This is a genomic window from Pirellulaceae bacterium (assembly GCA_029243025.1).
GTDB lineage: Bacteria > Planctomycetota > Planctomycetia > Pirellulales > Pirellulaceae.
In genome coordinates, this window is the sequence record JAQWSU010000034.1 from 188637 (window position 1) to 207382 (window position 18746).

General features: G+C 52.5%; 12 protein-coding genes. 8 read left to right on the plus strand and 4 right to left on the minus strand.

The annotated features are described in order from the left end of the window. Positions 1–6: 6 nt before the first annotated feature. The 4 genes from P8N76_16900 to P8N76_16915 all read left to right on the plus strand — a co-directional run bounded on the left by P8N76_16900 (position 7) and on the right by P8N76_16915 (position 5949). A complete protein-coding gene (locus P8N76_16900; protein ID MDG2383351.1) occupies positions 7–1440 on the plus strand; it encodes a DUF1501 domain-containing protein in 1434 nt (477 codons plus the stop codon). Positions 1441–1560: 120 nt separating this feature from the next. After that, a complete protein-coding gene (locus P8N76_16905; GenBank protein ID MDG2383352.1) occupies positions 1561–3873 on the plus strand; it encodes a PSD1 and planctomycete cytochrome C domain-containing protein in 2313 nt (770 codons plus the stop codon). A 100-nt stretch (positions 3874–3973) separates the two neighbouring features. After that, complete coding sequence (locus tag P8N76_16910; GenBank protein ID MDG2383353.1) at positions 3974–5416, plus strand: DUF1501 domain-containing protein; 1443 nt, start codon at positions 3974–3976, stop codon at positions 5414–5416. Positions 5417–5487: 71 nt separating this feature from the next. Next, positions 5488–5949 (plus strand): TfoX/Sxy family DNA transformation protein, encoded by a 462-nt coding sequence (locus P8N76_16915; GenBank protein ID MDG2383354.1) that lies wholly within the window; start codon positions 5488–5490, stop codon positions 5947–5949. Positions 5950–6015: 66 nt separating this feature from the next. On the opposite strand, the gene lepA is transcribed toward P8N76_16915, so the two are convergent. Together lepA and P8N76_16925 are read right to left on the minus strand one after the other, a co-directional pair. After that, entirely contained in the window at positions 6016–7815 is a 1800-nt protein-coding gene (lepA, locus tag P8N76_16920; GenBank protein MDG2383355.1) for a translation elongation factor 4, read from the minus strand. A 356-nt stretch (positions 7816–8171) separates the two neighbouring features. After that, the gene (locus P8N76_16925; protein MDG2383356.1) at positions 8172–9476 is read right to left on the minus strand and encodes a DEAD/DEAH box helicase; all 1305 of its coding nucleotides are present in this window, start codon (positions 9474–9476) and stop codon (positions 8172–8174) included. A 703-nt stretch (positions 9477–10179) separates the two neighbouring features. On the opposite strand from P8N76_16925, the gene P8N76_16930 reads away from it, so the two are divergent. Then, positions 10180–11085 carry a hypothetical protein gene (locus P8N76_16930; protein ID MDG2383357.1) on the plus strand — a complete coding sequence of 302 codons (906 nt, stop codon included), beginning with the start codon at positions 10180–10182 and terminating at the stop codon, positions 11083–11085. 17 nt (positions 11086–11102) lie between these two features. Here P8N76_16930 and P8N76_16935 read toward each other — a convergent pair whose 3' ends face one another. After that, the gene (locus tag P8N76_16935; protein MDG2383358.1) at positions 11103–12767 is read right to left on the minus strand and encodes a hypothetical protein; all 1665 of its coding nucleotides are present in this window, start codon (positions 12765–12767) and stop codon (positions 11103–11105) included. 391 nt (positions 12768–13158) lie between these two features. Here P8N76_16935 and P8N76_16940 point away from each other — a divergent pair, with 391 nt between their 5' ends. The 3 genes from P8N76_16940 to P8N76_16950 all read left to right on the plus strand — a co-directional run bounded on the left by P8N76_16940 (position 13159) and on the right by P8N76_16950 (position 18324). After that, positions 13159–16497: an ankyrin repeat domain-containing protein gene (locus P8N76_16940; GenBank protein MDG2383359.1), complete on the plus strand. Its 3339-nt coding sequence runs from the start codon at positions 13159–13161 to the stop codon at positions 16495–16497. A gap of 286 nt (positions 16498–16783) precedes the next feature. Beyond that, positions 16784–17686, plus strand: coding sequence for a hypothetical protein (locus P8N76_16945; protein ID MDG2383360.1), 903 nt, complete (start codon positions 16784–16786; stop codon positions 17684–17686). Between the two features lie 191 nt (positions 17687–17877). Then, positions 17878–18324, plus strand: a complete 447-nt coding sequence (locus tag P8N76_16950) for a PEP-CTERM sorting domain-containing protein (GenBank protein ID MDG2383361.1) — start codon at positions 17878–17880, stop codon at positions 18322–18324. On the opposite strand, the gene P8N76_16955 is transcribed toward P8N76_16950, so the two are convergent. Then, positions 18317–18712: a hypothetical protein gene (locus tag P8N76_16955; GenBank protein MDG2383362.1), complete on the minus strand. Its 396-nt coding sequence runs from the start codon at positions 18710–18712 to the stop codon at positions 18317–18319. The two genes, P8N76_16950 and P8N76_16955, sit on opposite strands and share 8 nt — an antisense overlap. Positions 18713–18746 lie beyond the last annotated feature (34 nt).

Below are 18746 nucleotides of genomic sequence, written 5' to 3' on the forward strand. Positions count from 1 at the left end.
TTACGCATGAACGATTCCACCCAAGTATCGCGGCGGTCACTACTTTCGACAACCTTTAACGGAGTCGGGGCCTTGGCCCTTGGCGGCCTGATGGCGAATCAGGTTCGGTCAGACACGGGAGCGGCAGATCAGCAGCTTCCTCATCTCAATCGGAAGGCAAAACACTGCATTTTCCTCTTCATGCAGGGAGGCGTTAGCCAAGTCGATTCTTTCGAATACAAACCGGTATTGAACAAGCTGCACGGCAAACCACTGTCGCGCATCCCCAGTATATCGGGCGAGTTACAAGGACGGCTCTCATTTCCGCATGCGTGCGTCGGCAGTCCGTTCAAATTTGCCCAACACGGACAGTCAGGAAGATACGTTTCGGACCTGCTACCCCACTTGTCCCAACACGTCGACAAAATGGCGTTTATTCACGGAATCGAAACCGACAACCAAAACCACGGTCCCTCAACGTTGCATGTAACAACAGGAAGTCAGTTTCCGGGAAGCCCGTCCGTCGGTTCATGGGTCCATTACGGTCTCGGCACGGAGAGCCAGGACATGCCTGGATACATCGTCATTCAGGATCCACGCGGAGCCCCCGTCAATGGCGCTGCCGTCTGGGCCAACGGCTATCTACCGGCAGCCCACCAGGGCACGTTATTGCGTCCCAGCGGCAGCCCGATTCTGAACTTGAATCGACCGGCTCACATCAGCTCTGCAGAGCAACGCAGGGAGTTTGACGTGCTAAAACGGTTAAACCAACAACACCTCGACGGTCGCCCTGGCGCCAACGAACTCGAGGCCCGCATCAAGGCGTATGAACTTGCCTTCCGCATGCAGACGGCGGCCCCTGACTTAGTTGACCTACGCAATGAGCCTGAGCACATCCGAGAGCTCTATGGATTGAACGATTCCGGCACGGCAGGTTTTGGACGCCAATGTTTGTTGGCTCGGCGTTTTGTCGAAGCAGGTGTCCGCTACAGCCTCTTGGTTCATGGTGTCCAAATCGGCAGGGACAGTTGGGACGATCATGGAAACGTCGAGGGCGGCATGAAGAAACACTGTCGAGAGGTCGACAAACCAATCGCCGGTCTATTGACGGATCTCAAAAATCGAGGTCTTTTGGAAGAAACGTTGGTCGTCTGGGCATCGGAGATGGGCAGAACCCCCTTCAAGAACGGCAGCCTCGGAAAAACGCCCGGTCGTGAACATAATTCCCACGCCCTCACCATGTGGATGGCTGGCGGGGATGTCAAAGGCGGTGCGACGGCAGGCGAAACCGATGAATTCAGCCTTCGAGCTCTCGACGAACCCATTCCCATTCGTGACGTCCATGCCACGATTCTCGACCTGATGGGATTGGACGATGAACAATTGCGTTACCTCCATGCTGGCCGCTTTCGACAGCTTACCGACATCGGCGGTCAAGTGCTCGATCAAATTATCGTCTAGCCGCCCTCGATTTGCATGCGCAACGACTCGGAATACCCTTGGCGGATTCCGCGTCGTTGATCGGAATAAAACAGCGTCTCCAGTAGCGGGTTGCGGAAATATGAATTTGAGAGAAAACCGATGATTCATTATTTCCTAGCAGCAATTTCTCGGGCGACGACCATGGCTGCCATCCTCACCCTGCTGGCCTTGTCATTTTGTCAAGCCGCCACCGTGCAAAAGAAGCTGAGCTATAACCGGGACGTGCTACCCATTTTGTCTGCAAAATGCTTTGCCTGTCACGGTGCAGACAGCGCGAAACGCCAGGCCGATTTAAGACTCGACCAACACGATTCGGTCACTCGCGATCGCCAAGGAAGGCGCGCCATTGTGCCCGGCAAGGCCGATCAAAGCGAGTTGATTCATCGGATTTTTTCCAACGATGATGACCTGTCGATGCCTCCTCCCCACCTGGTGGAACAACTCAGTCTCCAAGAAAAGAACACGCTCAAACATTGGATCAATGAGGGTGCGGCTTACGAGACTCACTGGGCGTTCCAAGCAGCTCGTAAAACGTCGGTGCCCCGTGGCGTCTGGGGCCGCAATCCGATTGATCGCTTTGTTTACCGAAGATTAAAAGTGGCCAATCTTACCCCGCAGAATCCTGCTACCAAAGAACAACTGCTGCGACGTGGCTCGTTCGACTTGACCGGCCTGCCACCAACTCTCGACGAATTAGGCGATTTTCTGGCGGACCGTTCCCCCAATGCGTGGGAACGCGTGATCGACCGACTGCTCAGCTCTCCCCGATACGGCGAACGGATGGCCATGTGGTGGCTTGACGGTGCCCACTATGGGGACAGTCATGGATATGACAATGACTTAGAAAACAGTCAGTGGCCGTGGCGAAACTGGGTCATTGCATCGTTTAATCGAAACCAACCCTTCGATGAGTTCACGATCGAACAGCTTGCGGGCGACCTGCTTCCAAATGCGAGCGAACAACAGATATTAGCGACTGCTTTCAATCGCAATCATCGAATTCAAACAGAAGACGGAGCCATCGACGAGGAATGGAGAACTGAATACGTCATCGATCGCGTGGAAACGATGGGGACAGTCTGGATGGGACTCTCTTTAGGCTGCTGCCGCTGCCATGATCACAAGTTTGACCCGATTACACAGCGAGAATTCTACCAACTCTTTGCGCTCTTCAACAACTTGGACGAAAAGGGGTTCGTCAACAATCTGCGCGGAAGTGCCGAGCCACGAATTCGTTATCAGAGCGAACGATTCCAGCGAGAGCTTACCGAGTTGCAGAGGCAAACTGCGGAACCAACCGACCGTCATACAGCAATCCATACACTCGAGGCTCGCTACCCTTGGGTGATGATAATGCGTGAGATGTCCGAACCGAGACCGGCTTATATTCTGAAGCGAGGCCACTACGACGCTATGGGTGAACGGGTCTTCGCGGATTTCCCTCAGGCACTTCCCGCGCCCGCAACAGGCTATCCAGTCACTCGACTCACCTTCGCTCGTTGGCTCGTGGAGGGTCGGCACCCGTTGACCGCACGAGTCATCCTTAACCGACTCTGGGAACAACTATTTGGTACCGCCATTGTTGAAAGTTCGGAGAACCTTGGTGTTCAGGCGGACTGGCCCAGCCACCCCGATCTACTCGACTGGCTCGCGGTAGAATTGGTAGCCAGCGACTGGGATGTAAAAGAAATGCTGAGGATGATCATGCTCAGCGAGACTTATCGGCAAAGCCATGCGGTTGACTCCGAACGCCTGCAACGGGATCCACGCAATCGGCTAATCAGCCGCGGACCTCGTGTACGCCTACCGGCCGAGATGATCCGCGATCAGGCTTTAGTCCTGGCAGGACTCCTACACGAAGAAATCGGCGGTGCCAGCGTCCGTCCTTACCAACCTGCAGGGCTCTGGGAAGAAGTGGAAAAACGAGGCACCTATCAGCAAGATCACGGTCAAAGTCTTTATCGCCGAAGTGTCTATACGGCAATTCGCAAGACGGTTGCCCCACCCGAAATGGTCTTGTTCGACTTACCAAGTCGTGAACTGTGCACGGTGAAACGACTACCGTCAAATACTCCCTTGCAAGCCTTGAATCTGATGAACAATGTCACTTTCGTCGAAGCAGCCCGAAAGTTTGCCGAGAGAATGTTGGACCACGGAACGTCGCCCTCAGAAAGCATTCGTTGGGGGTTCCGCTTGGCAAGCAGTCGTGAACCCACTCTCCAGGAACAGCAGGTACTTGCTCGGGGCTACCAGCGTCGCCACGACGCTTATCAACAAACACCTCAACAAGCTAAGGCTGTGTTGGCTCAAGGCGAGTCGCCACTCATGACGCACCTTGATCCCATCGATCTGGCAGCCATGACAACCGTTGCAAGTATCATCCTGAACCTTGATGAGTTGATCAATAAATAACTCTGATCAATCAGTAACGAAGCGACGCTAACACCATTCCCGCGCATTTGCCGCTGAGGATTTCCCTCGATTCACTCAAGAAACCAAGCAGCCAATCATCATGATACGCTCTCAATCCATTCATCCTTTAAGGCATCACGATCGATCGAATCGCCGCACTTTCCTTCATCAATCCGCCGCGGGCCTGGGCACGGCCTTCGCTGCAGCGATTCTCTCAAACTCGAGTCTTGGAGAAGATATTTCGTCGACCGGTTATCACCACCCACCTCGCGCTAAACGAGTCATCTATCTCTTCCAATCCGGCGGCCCGAGTCAAAGCGATCTCTTTGACCCAAAACCCGAACTGGAACCGCACCGCGGCAAACCGCTGCCCGACAGCATCCGAGGCAACAAACGAATCACGACGATGACTTCCAAACAGTCTTCCCTGCTGGTTTCGCCCACGCAATACCGATTCGAGCGGCGAGGTCAAAGTGGAATGGAAATCAGCCAGTTACTGCCGCACCTTGCCGCGCAGGCTGACGATCTCTGCATGATTCGCTCGATGAAAACCGAGGCCATTAATCACGATCCTGCCATTACCTTCTTTCAAACCGGATTTCAACTCGCCGGTCGCCCCAGTATCGGTTCATGGATTTCTTACGGTTTAGGCGCCATTAACAACAACCTCCCATGTTACGTCGCGCTCACTTCACAAGGAGGATCTGGCTCCCAACCCCTTTACAGTCGACTCTGGGGATCAGGTTTTTTGCCAACGGTCCACGCGGGCGTAAAATTCCGCAACACGGGATCCCCTGTTTTTTATTTAGAAAATCCTCCCGGAATTGATCAAGCCATTCGACGTGATATGCTCGATGACCTCGCCACGTTAAACGACTCTCGACACAAGCGGATTGGCGATCCGGAGATCAAGTCCCGCATAGGGCAATACGAAATGGCAGCTCGCATGCAAACGAGCGTGCCCGAACTGACAGACATCTCAGGAGAAACAGAGGCGACTCTGGCACTTTATGGACCAGAAGTAAGCAAACCGGGTAGCTTCGCTAAAAACTGCCTCTTGGCACGGCGACTTGCTGAACGAGACGTTCGTTTCATCCAGCTATTCCACATGGGATGGGATCACCATACCAAACTAGCGCAAAAACTTCCTCACTCTTGCAAAACAGTCGACCAGGCCACCGCCGGCTTAATGATTGACTTGAAACAACGAGGCCTACTACAAGACACGCTGATTGTTTGGGGAGGCGAATTTGGGCGGACGATCTATGCGCAAGACCAAGGTGCAAATGCCGGGCGGGACCACCATCCCTATTGTTTTACGACTCTTTTGTCAGGTGCCGGTGTGAAGCCGGGCCACATCCATGGCGCTACCGATGACTTTGGCTACAACATTATTCGTGATCCAGTTCACGTCCACGACCTAAACGCCACCATCCTGCATTTACTCGGGATCGACCACGAAAAATTGACCTACAAGTATCAGGGGCGACAATACCGATTGACCGACGTGCACGGCGAGATCATCCAGAACATCTTGACCTAGGGAAATTCTCTGATGTAGCACCCTCCGTCGGCAGATTCCTTTTCGTTGATCCCAGCCTGACAAAGTCGATCATGAAGCCCGCCGCAGACAAGCTATACGTGAATCTCAGTGCATCTCAAACTCGTAAACGCATCAAGGGATATGGGTTCGGTGTGCGAAAGGTCCAGGCGACAGGACGCAATCAATCCGTCGTCGTCCATACGGCAACGGGCCAGCATCTGGAAGAGCTCAAAGCACTATTTCCAGACGTCCTATCTTCCACGTCCAAGAGAGACACTGACACCCCTGTGATGAACTTAAGAAACGTCGGTGCCACAACGGCCGCACGCCTGGGCGAGATAAACGTCCACACCCAATCGGACCTTGAAAGCCTTGGCGTCATCGGCGCCTTTCGACGTTGGAAGCGGCAAGATCCTGAAACAAACATCGCGTTACTTTGGGCGCTCGCCGCCGCGTTGACGGATCGAGACTGGCGTGATCTATCTGAGTCCGAGAAAGCAGCCCTTCAGGCGGAACTTCAGACCACTCCCTGAATTTACAAGAGTGTCTTCCACTCTCATTTTTGCGCAGCCGTATTAGCCCGAATGGGTGAGCGCCGATCAGTCTTTGTTTTTAGCGCCGAGTACCGACACAAAAGCTTTTTGCGGTATGTTAACCTGACCGAACTGCTTCATCTTTGCCTTGCCCTTCTTCTGTTTATCGAGCAGCTTATTTTTCCGGGTCACATCGCCACCATACAACTTGGCAGTCACATCTTTTCGATAGGGCTGAATTGTCGATCGGGCAATCACTTTACCGCCAATAACTCCCTGAATCGGAATTTTGAATTGGTGGCGTGGAATCGCCTCGGCCAATTGCTCGCAGTAATGAAGAGCGCGAGTTCGAGCCTTTTCACGGTGCACGAGATACGAGAGTGTATCGACAGGCTCCTTATTGACGAGGATATCAACCTTGACCACATCGGTTTTACGGTAATCAGTCGGCGTGTAATCAAACGAACCGTAACCACGCGTAATCGTTTTAAGCTTTCCGTAAAAGTCGAACAACACTTCTCCAAGCGGCATCTCACTCACCACCTCCACTCGTCCCGCAAACAAATAATTCATCGTTTGGCTTTCCGAGCGGTGTTCTCGGCATAGCTCCATCACGGGTCCTACATATTCTTCCGGCGTCAGGATGGAAGCCTTGATATAGGGCTCCGTCGCCGATTCGATCTGCATAGGATCTGGCCAATTACTGGGGTTATCCACCTCGATCGTCCGACCATCCTTCAATGTTAATTCGTACTGCACGGACGGCGCCGAAATCACCAGACCGATGTCAAATTCTCTCTGCAAGCGTTCTTGAATCACATCCAGATGTAACAAGCCGAGAAAACCACAGCGAAAACCAAAGCCCAGTGCTGCCGAGCTATCTTTCTCATAGGTGAGCGCTGCATCGTTAATCGCCAGCTTGTCTAAGGCTTTTGTCAAATCCTTGTATTCGTCTGAATTCATCGGATAGATCGAGGAAAAGACAACCTGCTTGGCTTCCTGATAACCGGGAATCGGCTCCGCCGCCGGTCGCTCCAACAACGTGATGGTGTCACCAATCTCAATCTCCTGAACGCTCTTGATTCCGGCGACGATGTAACCCACCTCCCCGGCAGTCAATTGCTCTTTCTTATTGAGCTTTAACTGATTGAAGCCTAGTTCTTCGACGTTAAAATCGCGATCGGAGTGCATAAAGTGAATCGTATCACGAGGCTTTAAGCAGCCATCCATCACGCGACATTGCAAGATCACGCCTCGATAAGAATCGAAATGAGCGTCGAAGACCAGCGCCTTCAACGGTGCTTCCGGATCGCCCGTCGGAGCCGGCAACTTTTCCACCACACCCGCAAGAATATCCTCGATCCCTTCACCCGTCTTCGCGGACACCGGAATCGCCTCAAACGGATCCAGCCCCAAATCCGCGTCAATTTCTTCGCGGACTCGATCCACATCTGCTGCCGGCAGATCAATTTTATTGATGACCGGCAACAACTCCAAATCATGATCCATCGCTAAATAGAGATTCGCCACTGTCTGAGCCTCAACACCTTGCGAAGCATCGACAATGATCAAAGCTCCCTCGCACGCCATCAAGGAGCGTCTTACCTCGTGGGAAAAATCGACGTGCCCCGGCGTGTCGATCAGGTTCAGCAGATAATCTTTGCCATCCGGAGCACGATAAGAAAGCGTGATCGTGTTACTTTTGATCGTGATTCCGCGCTCTCGCTCGATATCCATGGCATCGAGTAACTGATCTCGGAATTCCCGCTGGGTGACGGCACCACAGGCCTGAATCAGACGATCCGCCAAGGTGGACTTCCCATGATCAATGTGAGCAATGATGCAAAAATTCCTGATGTGCTTCATTCGACCGATTCTTTTGCAAAAGTGACATACTTCGACTTTTCCATCGATTTTAGTCAAAGAGGCTGGAAACTGTGAGGGGCTTGCCGCCGGACTGACAAGAATTTCAGGACGGACCTTTCCACCCAATCGGGCTGACTCGATCGACGTCGCTCCCTATTCGGCAGCCTACCGCGCCGTTTCAATGATACCTGCTCTCAGCACGGCTTCGACAGTTGGATGACGACAGGATACGTCTCCCAACGTTTCTGCCCATCACAACAGTGGCGTCCTTTTGGAACGGATCCTGCTTGGACCGACCGGGGCCCCAACAGGACCAAAGGGCTCAGCGGTTGATGACTTACCCCCTCTCGCATATTTCAACTGACTGCGCAACTCGATACAGATCGTTGTGCCGTGTCGCCTGTCTTCCGTTTGCGTTTCTTTCCTGGGACAAAACGTCGCTTCGCCCGTGCGGGGGATTTTGAATTTCCCTGCCGACCTTGCTTCTCCACCGTGGGCAAACCTCGGCTTTCCTGGGAACCACTCCGAGCCGATTGGGAACCTACTTCGGATTGTTTTTTTTCCGTTCGCACAATTTTCTGGCCAATCAGGCGTTCGATCGAATGCAACTCGCCTCGTTCATCATCTGTACAAAATGAAATTGCAACTCCCTCGGCTCCAGCGCGGCCCGTACGACCGATTCGATGGACATAGCTTTCCGCCTCAACGGGCATATCGAAATTAATCACGTGGGTCACGCCATCAATATCGATACCTCGAGCGGCAACGTCAGTCGCCACAAGCACGGAGACCTGTTTACGTCGAAATGCCTCAAGCGCTTTCTGTCTTGCGGACTGGGATTTATTGCCATGAATTGCTGCTGAAAACATGCCGGCTTTTTCAAGTTTCCTGGCCAAATTATTCGCACCGCGTTTGGTCCGTGTAAAAACGATTGCCCGCTCGACCGCCGCGTCCGCAAGCAAGTTTCGGAGTAAAGCAAGTTTATTACCGCGATCAACCATTCTCACTGATTGCTTGATTTGTGCGACACTCACAGATTTTTTCGGAGTGACATTAACGGAGACGGGATTAAACAGGAGTCGTTCCGACAGATCACGAATATTCGGTGGCATCGTGGCAGAAAAGAAGAGAGATTGGCGCTCTTTAGGCAGTTTTGCAATAATTTTTTTGAGCGCCGGCAAGAAGCCCATATCGAGCATTCTGTCGGCTTCATCGAGCACAAAGATTTCGACATCGCGTAAATCAACGTGGCCCTGCTCCATCAAATCCAAAAGGCGCCCCGGCGTAGCGACCAACACATCGGCCCGTCTTTTGAGTGACTCGACTTGCGAACCTTGCCCCACGCCGCCGTACACAAGTGCTCTTCGCACCCGCATGTACTTGCCGTAAACACGAAAACTTTCGTCAATCTGGATCGCCAACTCACGAGTTGGTGCCATGATCAGCGCGATGGGGCGATGGGCTACGGTCTTGGGCTCGTTATGACCCAAGTAATCGAGAATTGGCAGCGCAAAGGCTGCCGTTTTGCCAGTCCCCGTCTGTGCACAACCCAAAATATCCTGCCCTTCAATTGCTGGCGGAATGGTTTTCGCTTGGATGGGTGTCGGCGTCTCGTACTTTTGTTCGGCCAAGGCACGCTTAATTGGAGCGAACAAATCCATCGATTGAAAATTCTTCAATTGTTTCTCTCATCTTCTGTTTGTCTGGCCTCGGCAAATATCCTGGTCTCTTCACCATTCAACATCCGCTGGAACGGCAGCCGGGCTTGGCGTTCAATCGCGAACCAGATCAAGGACAACCTGACCCGTGCGATTTCATCTGTAATTTGGAAGGCGTTGAAATGCTCAGCGTCTGGACCGTTTATGGGACAGAGAGCCTCGAACGCAGCTGTTCCAGAATCCGGGCTAACAAGAAAGTCCCGAAATTCGATGCGTCTTAACGACGCGAGCAACCTTCCAGAGCGGTCTCAGCGACCGTTAGTCAGCAGCAGTAGACGGTGAAAAACCTCTTTTCACCTGGCGAGTCGCCGAGAGGAACTCGGCATTTATCTCGAAGGTCAGGACTACGCCAGCGATCGAAATCTTGCAGTCGAACGCCACGTTTCTTGCTTTATCCTGACCAAGTCCACTCGAATAGGTCAATCTTCCACTGACTTATTCGTCTAGGCAAAGCCTACACGCGCCCTTGTTGATCGCAAAGGGCAAATCGCTTTTTCTGCCAATTTTCCCGACATGGGGGCAATTCGGGGCGCTAGTCGACCTCGGACACTTTCGCCAATCCGACCGCAGCGGCTGCCACCAACTTGTGAAACAAAAGCCAGTGATCAACAATAAACACCTCAACCCATCAAGCGAGGATCGCATTGTGCCCCGTCCATGGCAAGCCATCGAGCTCGACGCCGACCGCAACGCGAGCGAAACCCGTGACGCTGCCATCGCCCCCCTCGCGGCACTCATCTCAGGCGACATTCCAGCCATTGTGGTTCGACATGCTTTTCCCCAGTCCGATTGCCAGCATCTGATCCAGCGTTTGATCGCCCATCAACTGATGTTCGAATCGCAAGACGAGCGAATCCAGCAAACGGCACTTTCCTCCTCGCAGTCTGATCGATGGACTCGGACTGGCTCCAATCCCACAGCGAGTTCTCACCGCCGAATTGATATTGGCACGAGCCTGGGCAACCACGGCGATGATCGGGAGGAATTTTTTCGTCGCGCCGCAGAGACACACCAACTTTTCGACGAATTGTTCTCGGCTCCACCTAACCCGATTCAACTCGTTTACCAATGGCTACAACGTCTGACTCCCAATAAACGCGTAATCACGGCGATTGAATCCGATGGCCGCCAATATGGTCCAGCCATTTTCCGCGTGCATTATGGCGGATACACCTACCCACCACATTTCGACAGCGTTCGAAATCGCGAAGCAAGAACCGATTACTCGATTTATCGATTTGACCATCAGCTTGCCGGAGTGCTCTGCCTACAAAATACCGTCCGTGACGGCCAGGTCGCACAAGGCGTGGTTTACCAGCAAGCATGGGAACCCCGCCTCGATCCCTACTTAAAAAACAATCGCTTCCACGACTTTGTCAAACAGAACGACATTCCGCGTTGTTTGGTCGAATTGGAACCCGGTGACCTTTACTTCTTTAACACGGGCATGATTCACGAAGTGCCGGGCGTAGATGGATCCCTGCCGCGCGTTGTATTAGCAACTTTCATCGGCTACAGCGATGACGAGCCCGACGTGATGGTTTGGTCATAAACACGCTCGACTCGGGATCAGTTTCTAAGCGACGATGCATTGTCCTGATTGATCACGCAGCGAGGAATCTTTTTCTTGAGCCGCTGGATGCCTTGCTTGCTCACTTCAGTGTTCTTCAGATGCAATTCTCGCAAGCCTTTTAACTCCACCAAAGTATCGAGTCCCTTATCTGAGACTTCGGTATGATCGAGCCATAAGCTTTCCAGCTTCTGAAGCCCAACCAGATTCCGAAGCCCTGAATCAGTCACGTCCGTTTCTCCTAGATGGAGTCCTTTCAGTTCTTTTAGATTGGCAATCTGATGAAGCCCGTCATCTGAAATCCGATTGCCCCGCAGTCCCAGATAAACAAGCTGCGGCATCGCCGCCACATGCACGAGTCCAGCATCCGTGACTCGACTATTTCCAATCGGCAAATGCTGAAGCTGAGGCAGCGACTTCAAATGTCGCAAGGTCGCATTGCCAACCGGGCACTGATAGAGGTTGAGCCATTCGAGCTTCTTTAAACTGACCAGTTGCGCGATCCCCACATCGCTGATCGCCACGCCTTCCAACGATAGATCGGTCATTTCCTCATAATCGGCGAGCCACCCCAATTCATAGTCGGTCAGATTCGTACCATTTGCGTTGACTTCGACGACCTTCTTCCCACGCGAAAAAACGCTGGCGCCTCGCTTCCGCAGTTCCCGAATTCGTTCCTCTCGAGTCACTTGCCGCCATTGCTTGTATTCATCTTCGCAGTCTTCAGCACTGACAAAAGGCTTCCATACCATTCGACCACGAAATCCATACGTTTGATCGGTTTGCACCTGATTAATTACATACTGAAAATCCCAGGCGGGCCGCGGATGTTTTGGCACCTTAAATTTGAACAAACTAAATCGAATTTGATCACGAGCTGAATAAAGTCGGTCGAACATCAAGACAAATGCCATCCCTCGCTCACTGCGGCCGAAATAGAACGGTTTCGAGATTCGAGGCCAATCATAGCTCCAGGTATTAAGTCTGAATTCCACATTATCATCAATCGCAAGTTCATCTGCCAAGAAACTTCGATACGTGCCGCCCTGATTCCAATCGACATGCCCTGGTGGTGCCGCCGCTTCCACCCAACGATCCGTCGTATCTTTCGCAGTTCGCCCACGAAAATGGAGCGCCACATTAGAAACATCATTCATGTAATTGGCAAAAAACAATAAGGCGTATCCATGCTTTCCAAACAGAGACGCATCGCGAGGTGTGCAAGAAAATTCAAAGTCGATGTAATGTGGATCGACAACGTGATAAGTAAGGGTGCTATCCATTTTCCACGGGCTGTCCTTGGACCGCCGAACCAGCGTCCCCGATTTGCCATCCGAATCGCGAACCAACCGGTAGTTTCCAGACCTAGGAGTAAATTTATTGTTCGAATTCTTGCATCCTGAGATGATGTGTTCGAAATTCAGCCCAGCTGAAGCACCCGGTGTATCCGGATCAAATGCGTCAAAGTCTGGGGTTTTGTCGAGGTGGAACAATGAGTCCAAACCGCTGAGTATTCGTGGCGATTGAGAATTCCCCCGCAACGTCACCGATAACGCCCCGTTCCTCACCTTCATCACGTCAATCGGTGGAGTTTCCTCCGCAACAGCAGCCAAGCATCCAATGCTAAACAGCCCTACAGTCAACGCTCTGATACTCGTATACATTGCTCCGTCTTCTCCAGGCTGTCATGAGGATGCGTTAAGCAACGATCTTGAGTTGCTTGACAGGAAAGCGATTATAAACGCTTGCTGCGGGTAACAACACAACCGATCGGGATCACGTCGCACAGGCCAGTCAGCAAAGAAATTCTAACAAGCGAGCACGGCAATCGACTTGCACGTCCGTTCTAGGGTATCGCCTCGCATTTCATTTCCGCAGAGTCCATCTGCAACCGCTGCGATAATGGTGCTTCATTTAATCCAGTTCCTCTCATGTGTAACCATCCGTATCGATTTAAATAATCAGGTTGCGATCCTCAGCCCGTTGGCGACAATAATGGTTCGGCTACCGACACTCATGTCAACACTGCCTCATGAAATCACGAGAACAGTCACTATGTTCAAAACGGCCATTGCCTTCGTTGCAGTCAACTCCGCTTTTTGCGTTTTGATCGGCGCAAATGTGATCCCCACCGCAACCGAAGGACAATCAACCGCGCAGGCAGGCGGCACGGACAAGGTGAAACCAACCGCGCCGCTTGGGACCTTGGTCGGTCATCCCACGTTTGTAAGCCCACACGCGTCGCCAATCGCACAACGTGACGATCATGTATTTGTGGTGAATACACCCGCCGACACGGTCGATGTGATCAACGCATCAACGCGTGCCATCGTGGCTCGCGTAAAGGTTGGGATTGATCCCGTCAGTATCGCAATTCGCCCGGACGGAAAAGAAGTTTGGGTATCCAACCATGTATCGGATTCCATCAGCGTAATCGACAACGATCCGGGAAATCCAACCTATCTCCAAGTGGTTGCCACGGTCCAAAAACTGGATTCCAAAACAAAAGCAACACGGTTTGACGAGCCCGTGGGAATAGCGTTTGCGAACAATTCAAAAGCCTACGTTGCGCTCTCCTCGGAAAATGTAATTGCCGTTATTGACACCGAAACACGAAGGATAAAAAAACGACTTAACATCACTGCTCAAGACCCGCGTGCTATCCGGGTCCAGGGTAATCGGCTCTATGTCACCCCATTCGAATCGAACAACCAAACCCAACTCTCGGGTGGCACTGGAGACTTGGACGGTGATCTCGTAACATTCAACGCGCATCAACACTCGATCGCGGTCAACAATGTTCTTTCTCTTGGCCACGTTGTTGACATCGTTAAACATCCAGAAGTACCTGATCGCGATCTCTATATATTCGATACCGAGACCGACGAACTTGTCGAAGTGGTCGATACGCTCGGCACCTTACTGTACGGACTGGCAGTCGATTCGACGGGAAATGTTTACATCGCACAGACCGATGCTCGTAATGAAGTGAACGGCCGTTCTGGCACCCAAGGACACGGCTTATCCGAACTCGAAAACAGGGCTTTCCTCAACCAGATTACCAGCGTTGCATTCAAGGAGGGTGTTGCCAAACCTGCGAAGTTCATCAACCTTGAACCGTTACCCCCCAATCAGCCGGCCCCGGGCGAGGCATTGGCAACCCCCTTCGCAATCGAAGTCAGTGCGGATGATTCTACCTTGATCGTATCTGCAGCGGGCTCTGACAAACTTTTCACGGTCGATACAGCCACCGGACAGCTACTCGGTCGTACTGACGTGGGCGCTGTCCCACGTGGCATCGCCTTAGAAAATTCGCCCCAAGGAAAACCCGTGAAGGCCTGGGTACTCAACGCGGTAGCCAACACAGTCTCGCTGGTTGACTTGTCGAATCGAACCCAACCCAAAGTGCTCGATACCATTTCCCTCCAAGACCCGACCCATCCAACAGTGAAGCAAGGTCGCATCGCATTCAACACCGCTTCCGCATCGACCACGGGCACTTTTTCTTGCGCCAGCTGCCATCCCGACGGGCATACGGATCAGCTTCTGTGGGTATTGAAAACGCCCGTCGTGAGCGGTGGAAATCAGATTATGCCACGATCAACGATGCCGGTTCGCGGATTGAGAGACACAGCTCCCTTTCATTGGGATGGAATACCAGGCGATCCATACGGTGGCAACAATAGTGCCAACATTCACACTTCGGTCGAACCCAATAGCAACTTAGATATCCCGGAAAGCAGCACCCGTCATTTGATCGATGGGGGAATCGCTGCAACCATGAGCCTCGTTGGCGACGCCACCGTCAATGACGAAGGAAAACCCGGCGCATTGACAGCGTCCGAACGTGATGCCATGGCAATCTTCCTATTGAACGTACCCTACCCACCTGCCCAACGCCGTGCCTACACGAACGTCTTATCTCCCCGAGCAAAACAGGGATTTCGACTATTTCACATCGAAGGCGATCACCAAGGTCAACCGGAAGCCAACGTATGTGGCGATTGCCACCGCATGCCATTTTGGGTGAGCACCAACACGCCGGGAACTGGAATGGATGCGCCCACTTGGAGAGGCGCTTATGATCGCTTTCTAATTCTTCCCCAAGGTCGTCTAAACATCATTGACTTCGACTTCTACCGCAATATCGCCGAACGGGGTATTCCGGAACGAAACATGTGGCAATTCTCTTGGGCAGGTCGCCGTCGTTTCGACCCCGTTTGGGACATGGTGTTGGAAGGGAGTACGGGATTCTCGGGTGCCTTCGCTCGTCAAGTCACCGTCGATCGTAACAGCCATCACCAAGAACTAACAACGGATCTCCTGAAAGCATTGGAACGGTCCGCTGTCGAAGGAGCCGTCGTGCTTACCGTTGAGGGGATGTTCCTAAACGAAATCGAACCTCGGCAGGCTAACCTACGTTTTGACCCCAGCTCACTCAAACCGGGTTACGTAGAAAGCAATGAGCAGGGCGAACCTTTAACTCGTGAGGATTTGTTGCAGCTCGCCTCCACGGGACAATTCGTCGGTACCTTTACAGCGCGTCACGGAGCCAATGCGGATCTCGATCATCCCCAGCCCGCTATCTGGACCCTGGGCCCAATTGAACAACAAAGCGGGAGGCAGCAATTTCCAATTCTCTATCCAGGGCATCGTCAAATGATCGTCAGCGCCCGTCACGTGCGTGAGGGAGCCCATTTGATCGTTGATGGAAGACGCGTTCCCGCCAAGTTGGAAGTCGAAGCAGAAACTCTCAAAATAGAAACTGCCCAGTTGCCGACAAGCGGAATGCATCTACTCCAAGTCCAAAACCCGAATGGAATGTTCAGCAACGACTTTATTTTTCATGTGGCGGACAATCAAAAAGACGCGGCGCAGGCAAATCGCAAACTGAATCAAGTCCAGACAGCGATCAATACTGCGGTCTCACGGGGCGATGATCGCCAAGTACGTCAACTACTCAACGCGGGTGTCGATCTGAACGCACGCCATCCTGATGAAGGGTCCACGGCACTCAGCACTGCCGCCTTGCATGGACAGCTTGAAATAGCCAACCTCTTACTTGAGCGGGGAGCTGACCCTAACGCGACAAACAACGACGGCAATGCGCCTTTGCATGTAGCCGCCTTCCTCTGCCATGCTGACATCGTTGAGTTATTGCTTGACCGGGGCGCGTCAATCGAGCAAAAAAACAATCGTGGAGAAACGGCTGTCGATACCGTTTCGACACGCTGGAGCGACGAGCTAGCGGGATTCTATCGGGCAATCGCAGGAGCTGTACGCATCGAGATCGATTTAACACGAATCGAGAAAATTCGACCGCTCATTGCCAAAACCCTGCGGCAACATGCGGCCCACACGGCTTCCGATAGCGACTCCGACCGCGAACCCTAAGGACACAAGATCTGCCTTAAGTCGCCCGAATCGAGCATGTCCGTACCACAACCAGGACGGCTCTCATGCATCATGAATTCGCGTTTGCTAAACTACCGGATTCCAAGGACAATTCTCGGGCGGCTGCTTTGCTTCAGCTGGCGTTTGCAAGATGGGCCGCCTAAACGTCAGAAGTGAACTCGCGTTCCCATTCGACATCCGGACGCGGTACCATTCCCGACCTCAAACCGTTCCATGACTTGAACTGATCAGGTATTCTTCGTGTTGCTCGAAAGCAGGTGAAAGAATGAAAATGCTCAGCCGACTCTTGTTGATCACAATTCTTATGTCAACCATTCATGCAGTCTCCGCGGCTCGTGAAACGGCTCGAATCGACTTTAGCATTCAGTCCCCCATAGCCGAATCGATTGCCTGCCGGATTCACTTGGCCAATGAAAACAACCAACCAATCAAGGCCAATGGCCAACCTTTTTGGAAAGACCATTTCACCTGTCCAGGACGAGTCACGGTCGAGGTGCCGCCAGGAGTTTATCGTTGGACCATTGAGAAAGGTCCGGAATACGAGCAAGTGACGGGCGAACTCCAAATAAAAGCCAATCAAGTGTCAACGGTCAATGTGACGCTCAAACGAATCGCTCACCTCAGGCAAGGGGGATGGTACAGCGGCGACTTGCACATTCATCGCGCAATCAAGGACGTTCCAGCACTTATCAAGGCGGAAGATCTCGATTTCGCACCCGTCATCACCTGGTGGAATTCACCGGCCTCAACCCGAGAGTTCGTTCCGCGGACACAATCACGCTTCGATGGCCATCGAATCATGGAAGTGCTTGCCGGGGAAGATGAGCGAGAGGGTGGCGCGCTGCTCTATTTCGGACTTCAGCGACCACTCGACTTGAGCGTAGAGTCACGCGAATTCCCGTCCCCAATGCATTTCGTGAACCAAGCTCGGACTGAAACCCCTGACGTCTGGATCGACATCGAAAAGCCATTTTGGTGGGATGTACCAACTTGGCTCGCCAGCGAACAAATGAACTCCATTGGCATTGCCAACAATCACATGTGTCGCAACCAAATGTATGAAAGCGAAGCCTGGGGTCGGCCTCGTGATTCCAACCGGCTGCCTGCGCCAAGGGGGAACGGATTCTGGACGCAAGAAATCTATTATCATATGCACTGGAACAGCTAGCAACATACCTCGCAGGATACTTCTATACTAGTATAGAAGGCTCAAATCGGCCACCTAACGCGATAGGGCTGAAATGGACGTTTCAGGTACACATTTCAGACGGTGTACCTGGAGGCGATTCTGCTGGACAGCGTTACGGAATCCTGCTGTACTGGTGGGTGTGCTACACAACTCCAAACGACAGGTGAACGATGAAAACGCTACTGCTAACGACTGCCATGCTCTTCGCTGTCACAGCCACTGCCAACGCTGACATAATGTCGTTGGGTGGTAAAATCCATTTGAGCGACTGGGTCGGCGGCAAAGTCATCTACGAGCCGGACACCGGAGAAGTAGTCGGGGCTCGGATGTTCTACGATCACTATTTCCGAACGTGCAAGTTTGATGACGCAAACGGTTGGGTAAATCCACTTACTGGTAAGTTCTACCTGGAGATAGGATTCCACGATCCTTACAAGATGTGCTCGCGGACAGACCCAGCTAACCCAGATATTCAAATACACATGGACAGCGAGGGGAATATCGGCACAACCACCATTGATTGGCAGAGCGTTACGTTCTCAGTCCCGGAGCCCGCCAGCATGACGTTGATGGCATTAGCGGGGATGTTCTTGCTCGGACTCAGGCGGGTTATTTGACGTACCGAGGTCGGCGTGGGAGCTGGATTTCGGCGACGTCGAACCTGTAATAGCACGTGATGCGATTCTGGTGGCGTTCGTAAGCGAGTTCCTTGAGTAGCTCTAGATTATTGATGGCTACTGAATTCTGCTTCCCTTTAGTTTGCAATGTCGGGCCGTCATATCCCGCGCTGACGATCATCTCCAAAAGCTCGGTTCCCTGTTCCGCGGTTTCCGTCTGAATCAAAACCATATCTCTCCGGTGGGTCGATTGGTCGTACTGGATCCGGAGTGGGCCAAATCCAGCAGATGTAAGCAGGAGGGCGAGCAGTTGGAATGCTTTGTCTTCGACGATGATCGGTTCAGCATACTCATCCAGGCGGATGTAATATTCTAGCTCCGCTTTCATTGAATTCGACCGTCCTTCCGATCTTGATCTTCAA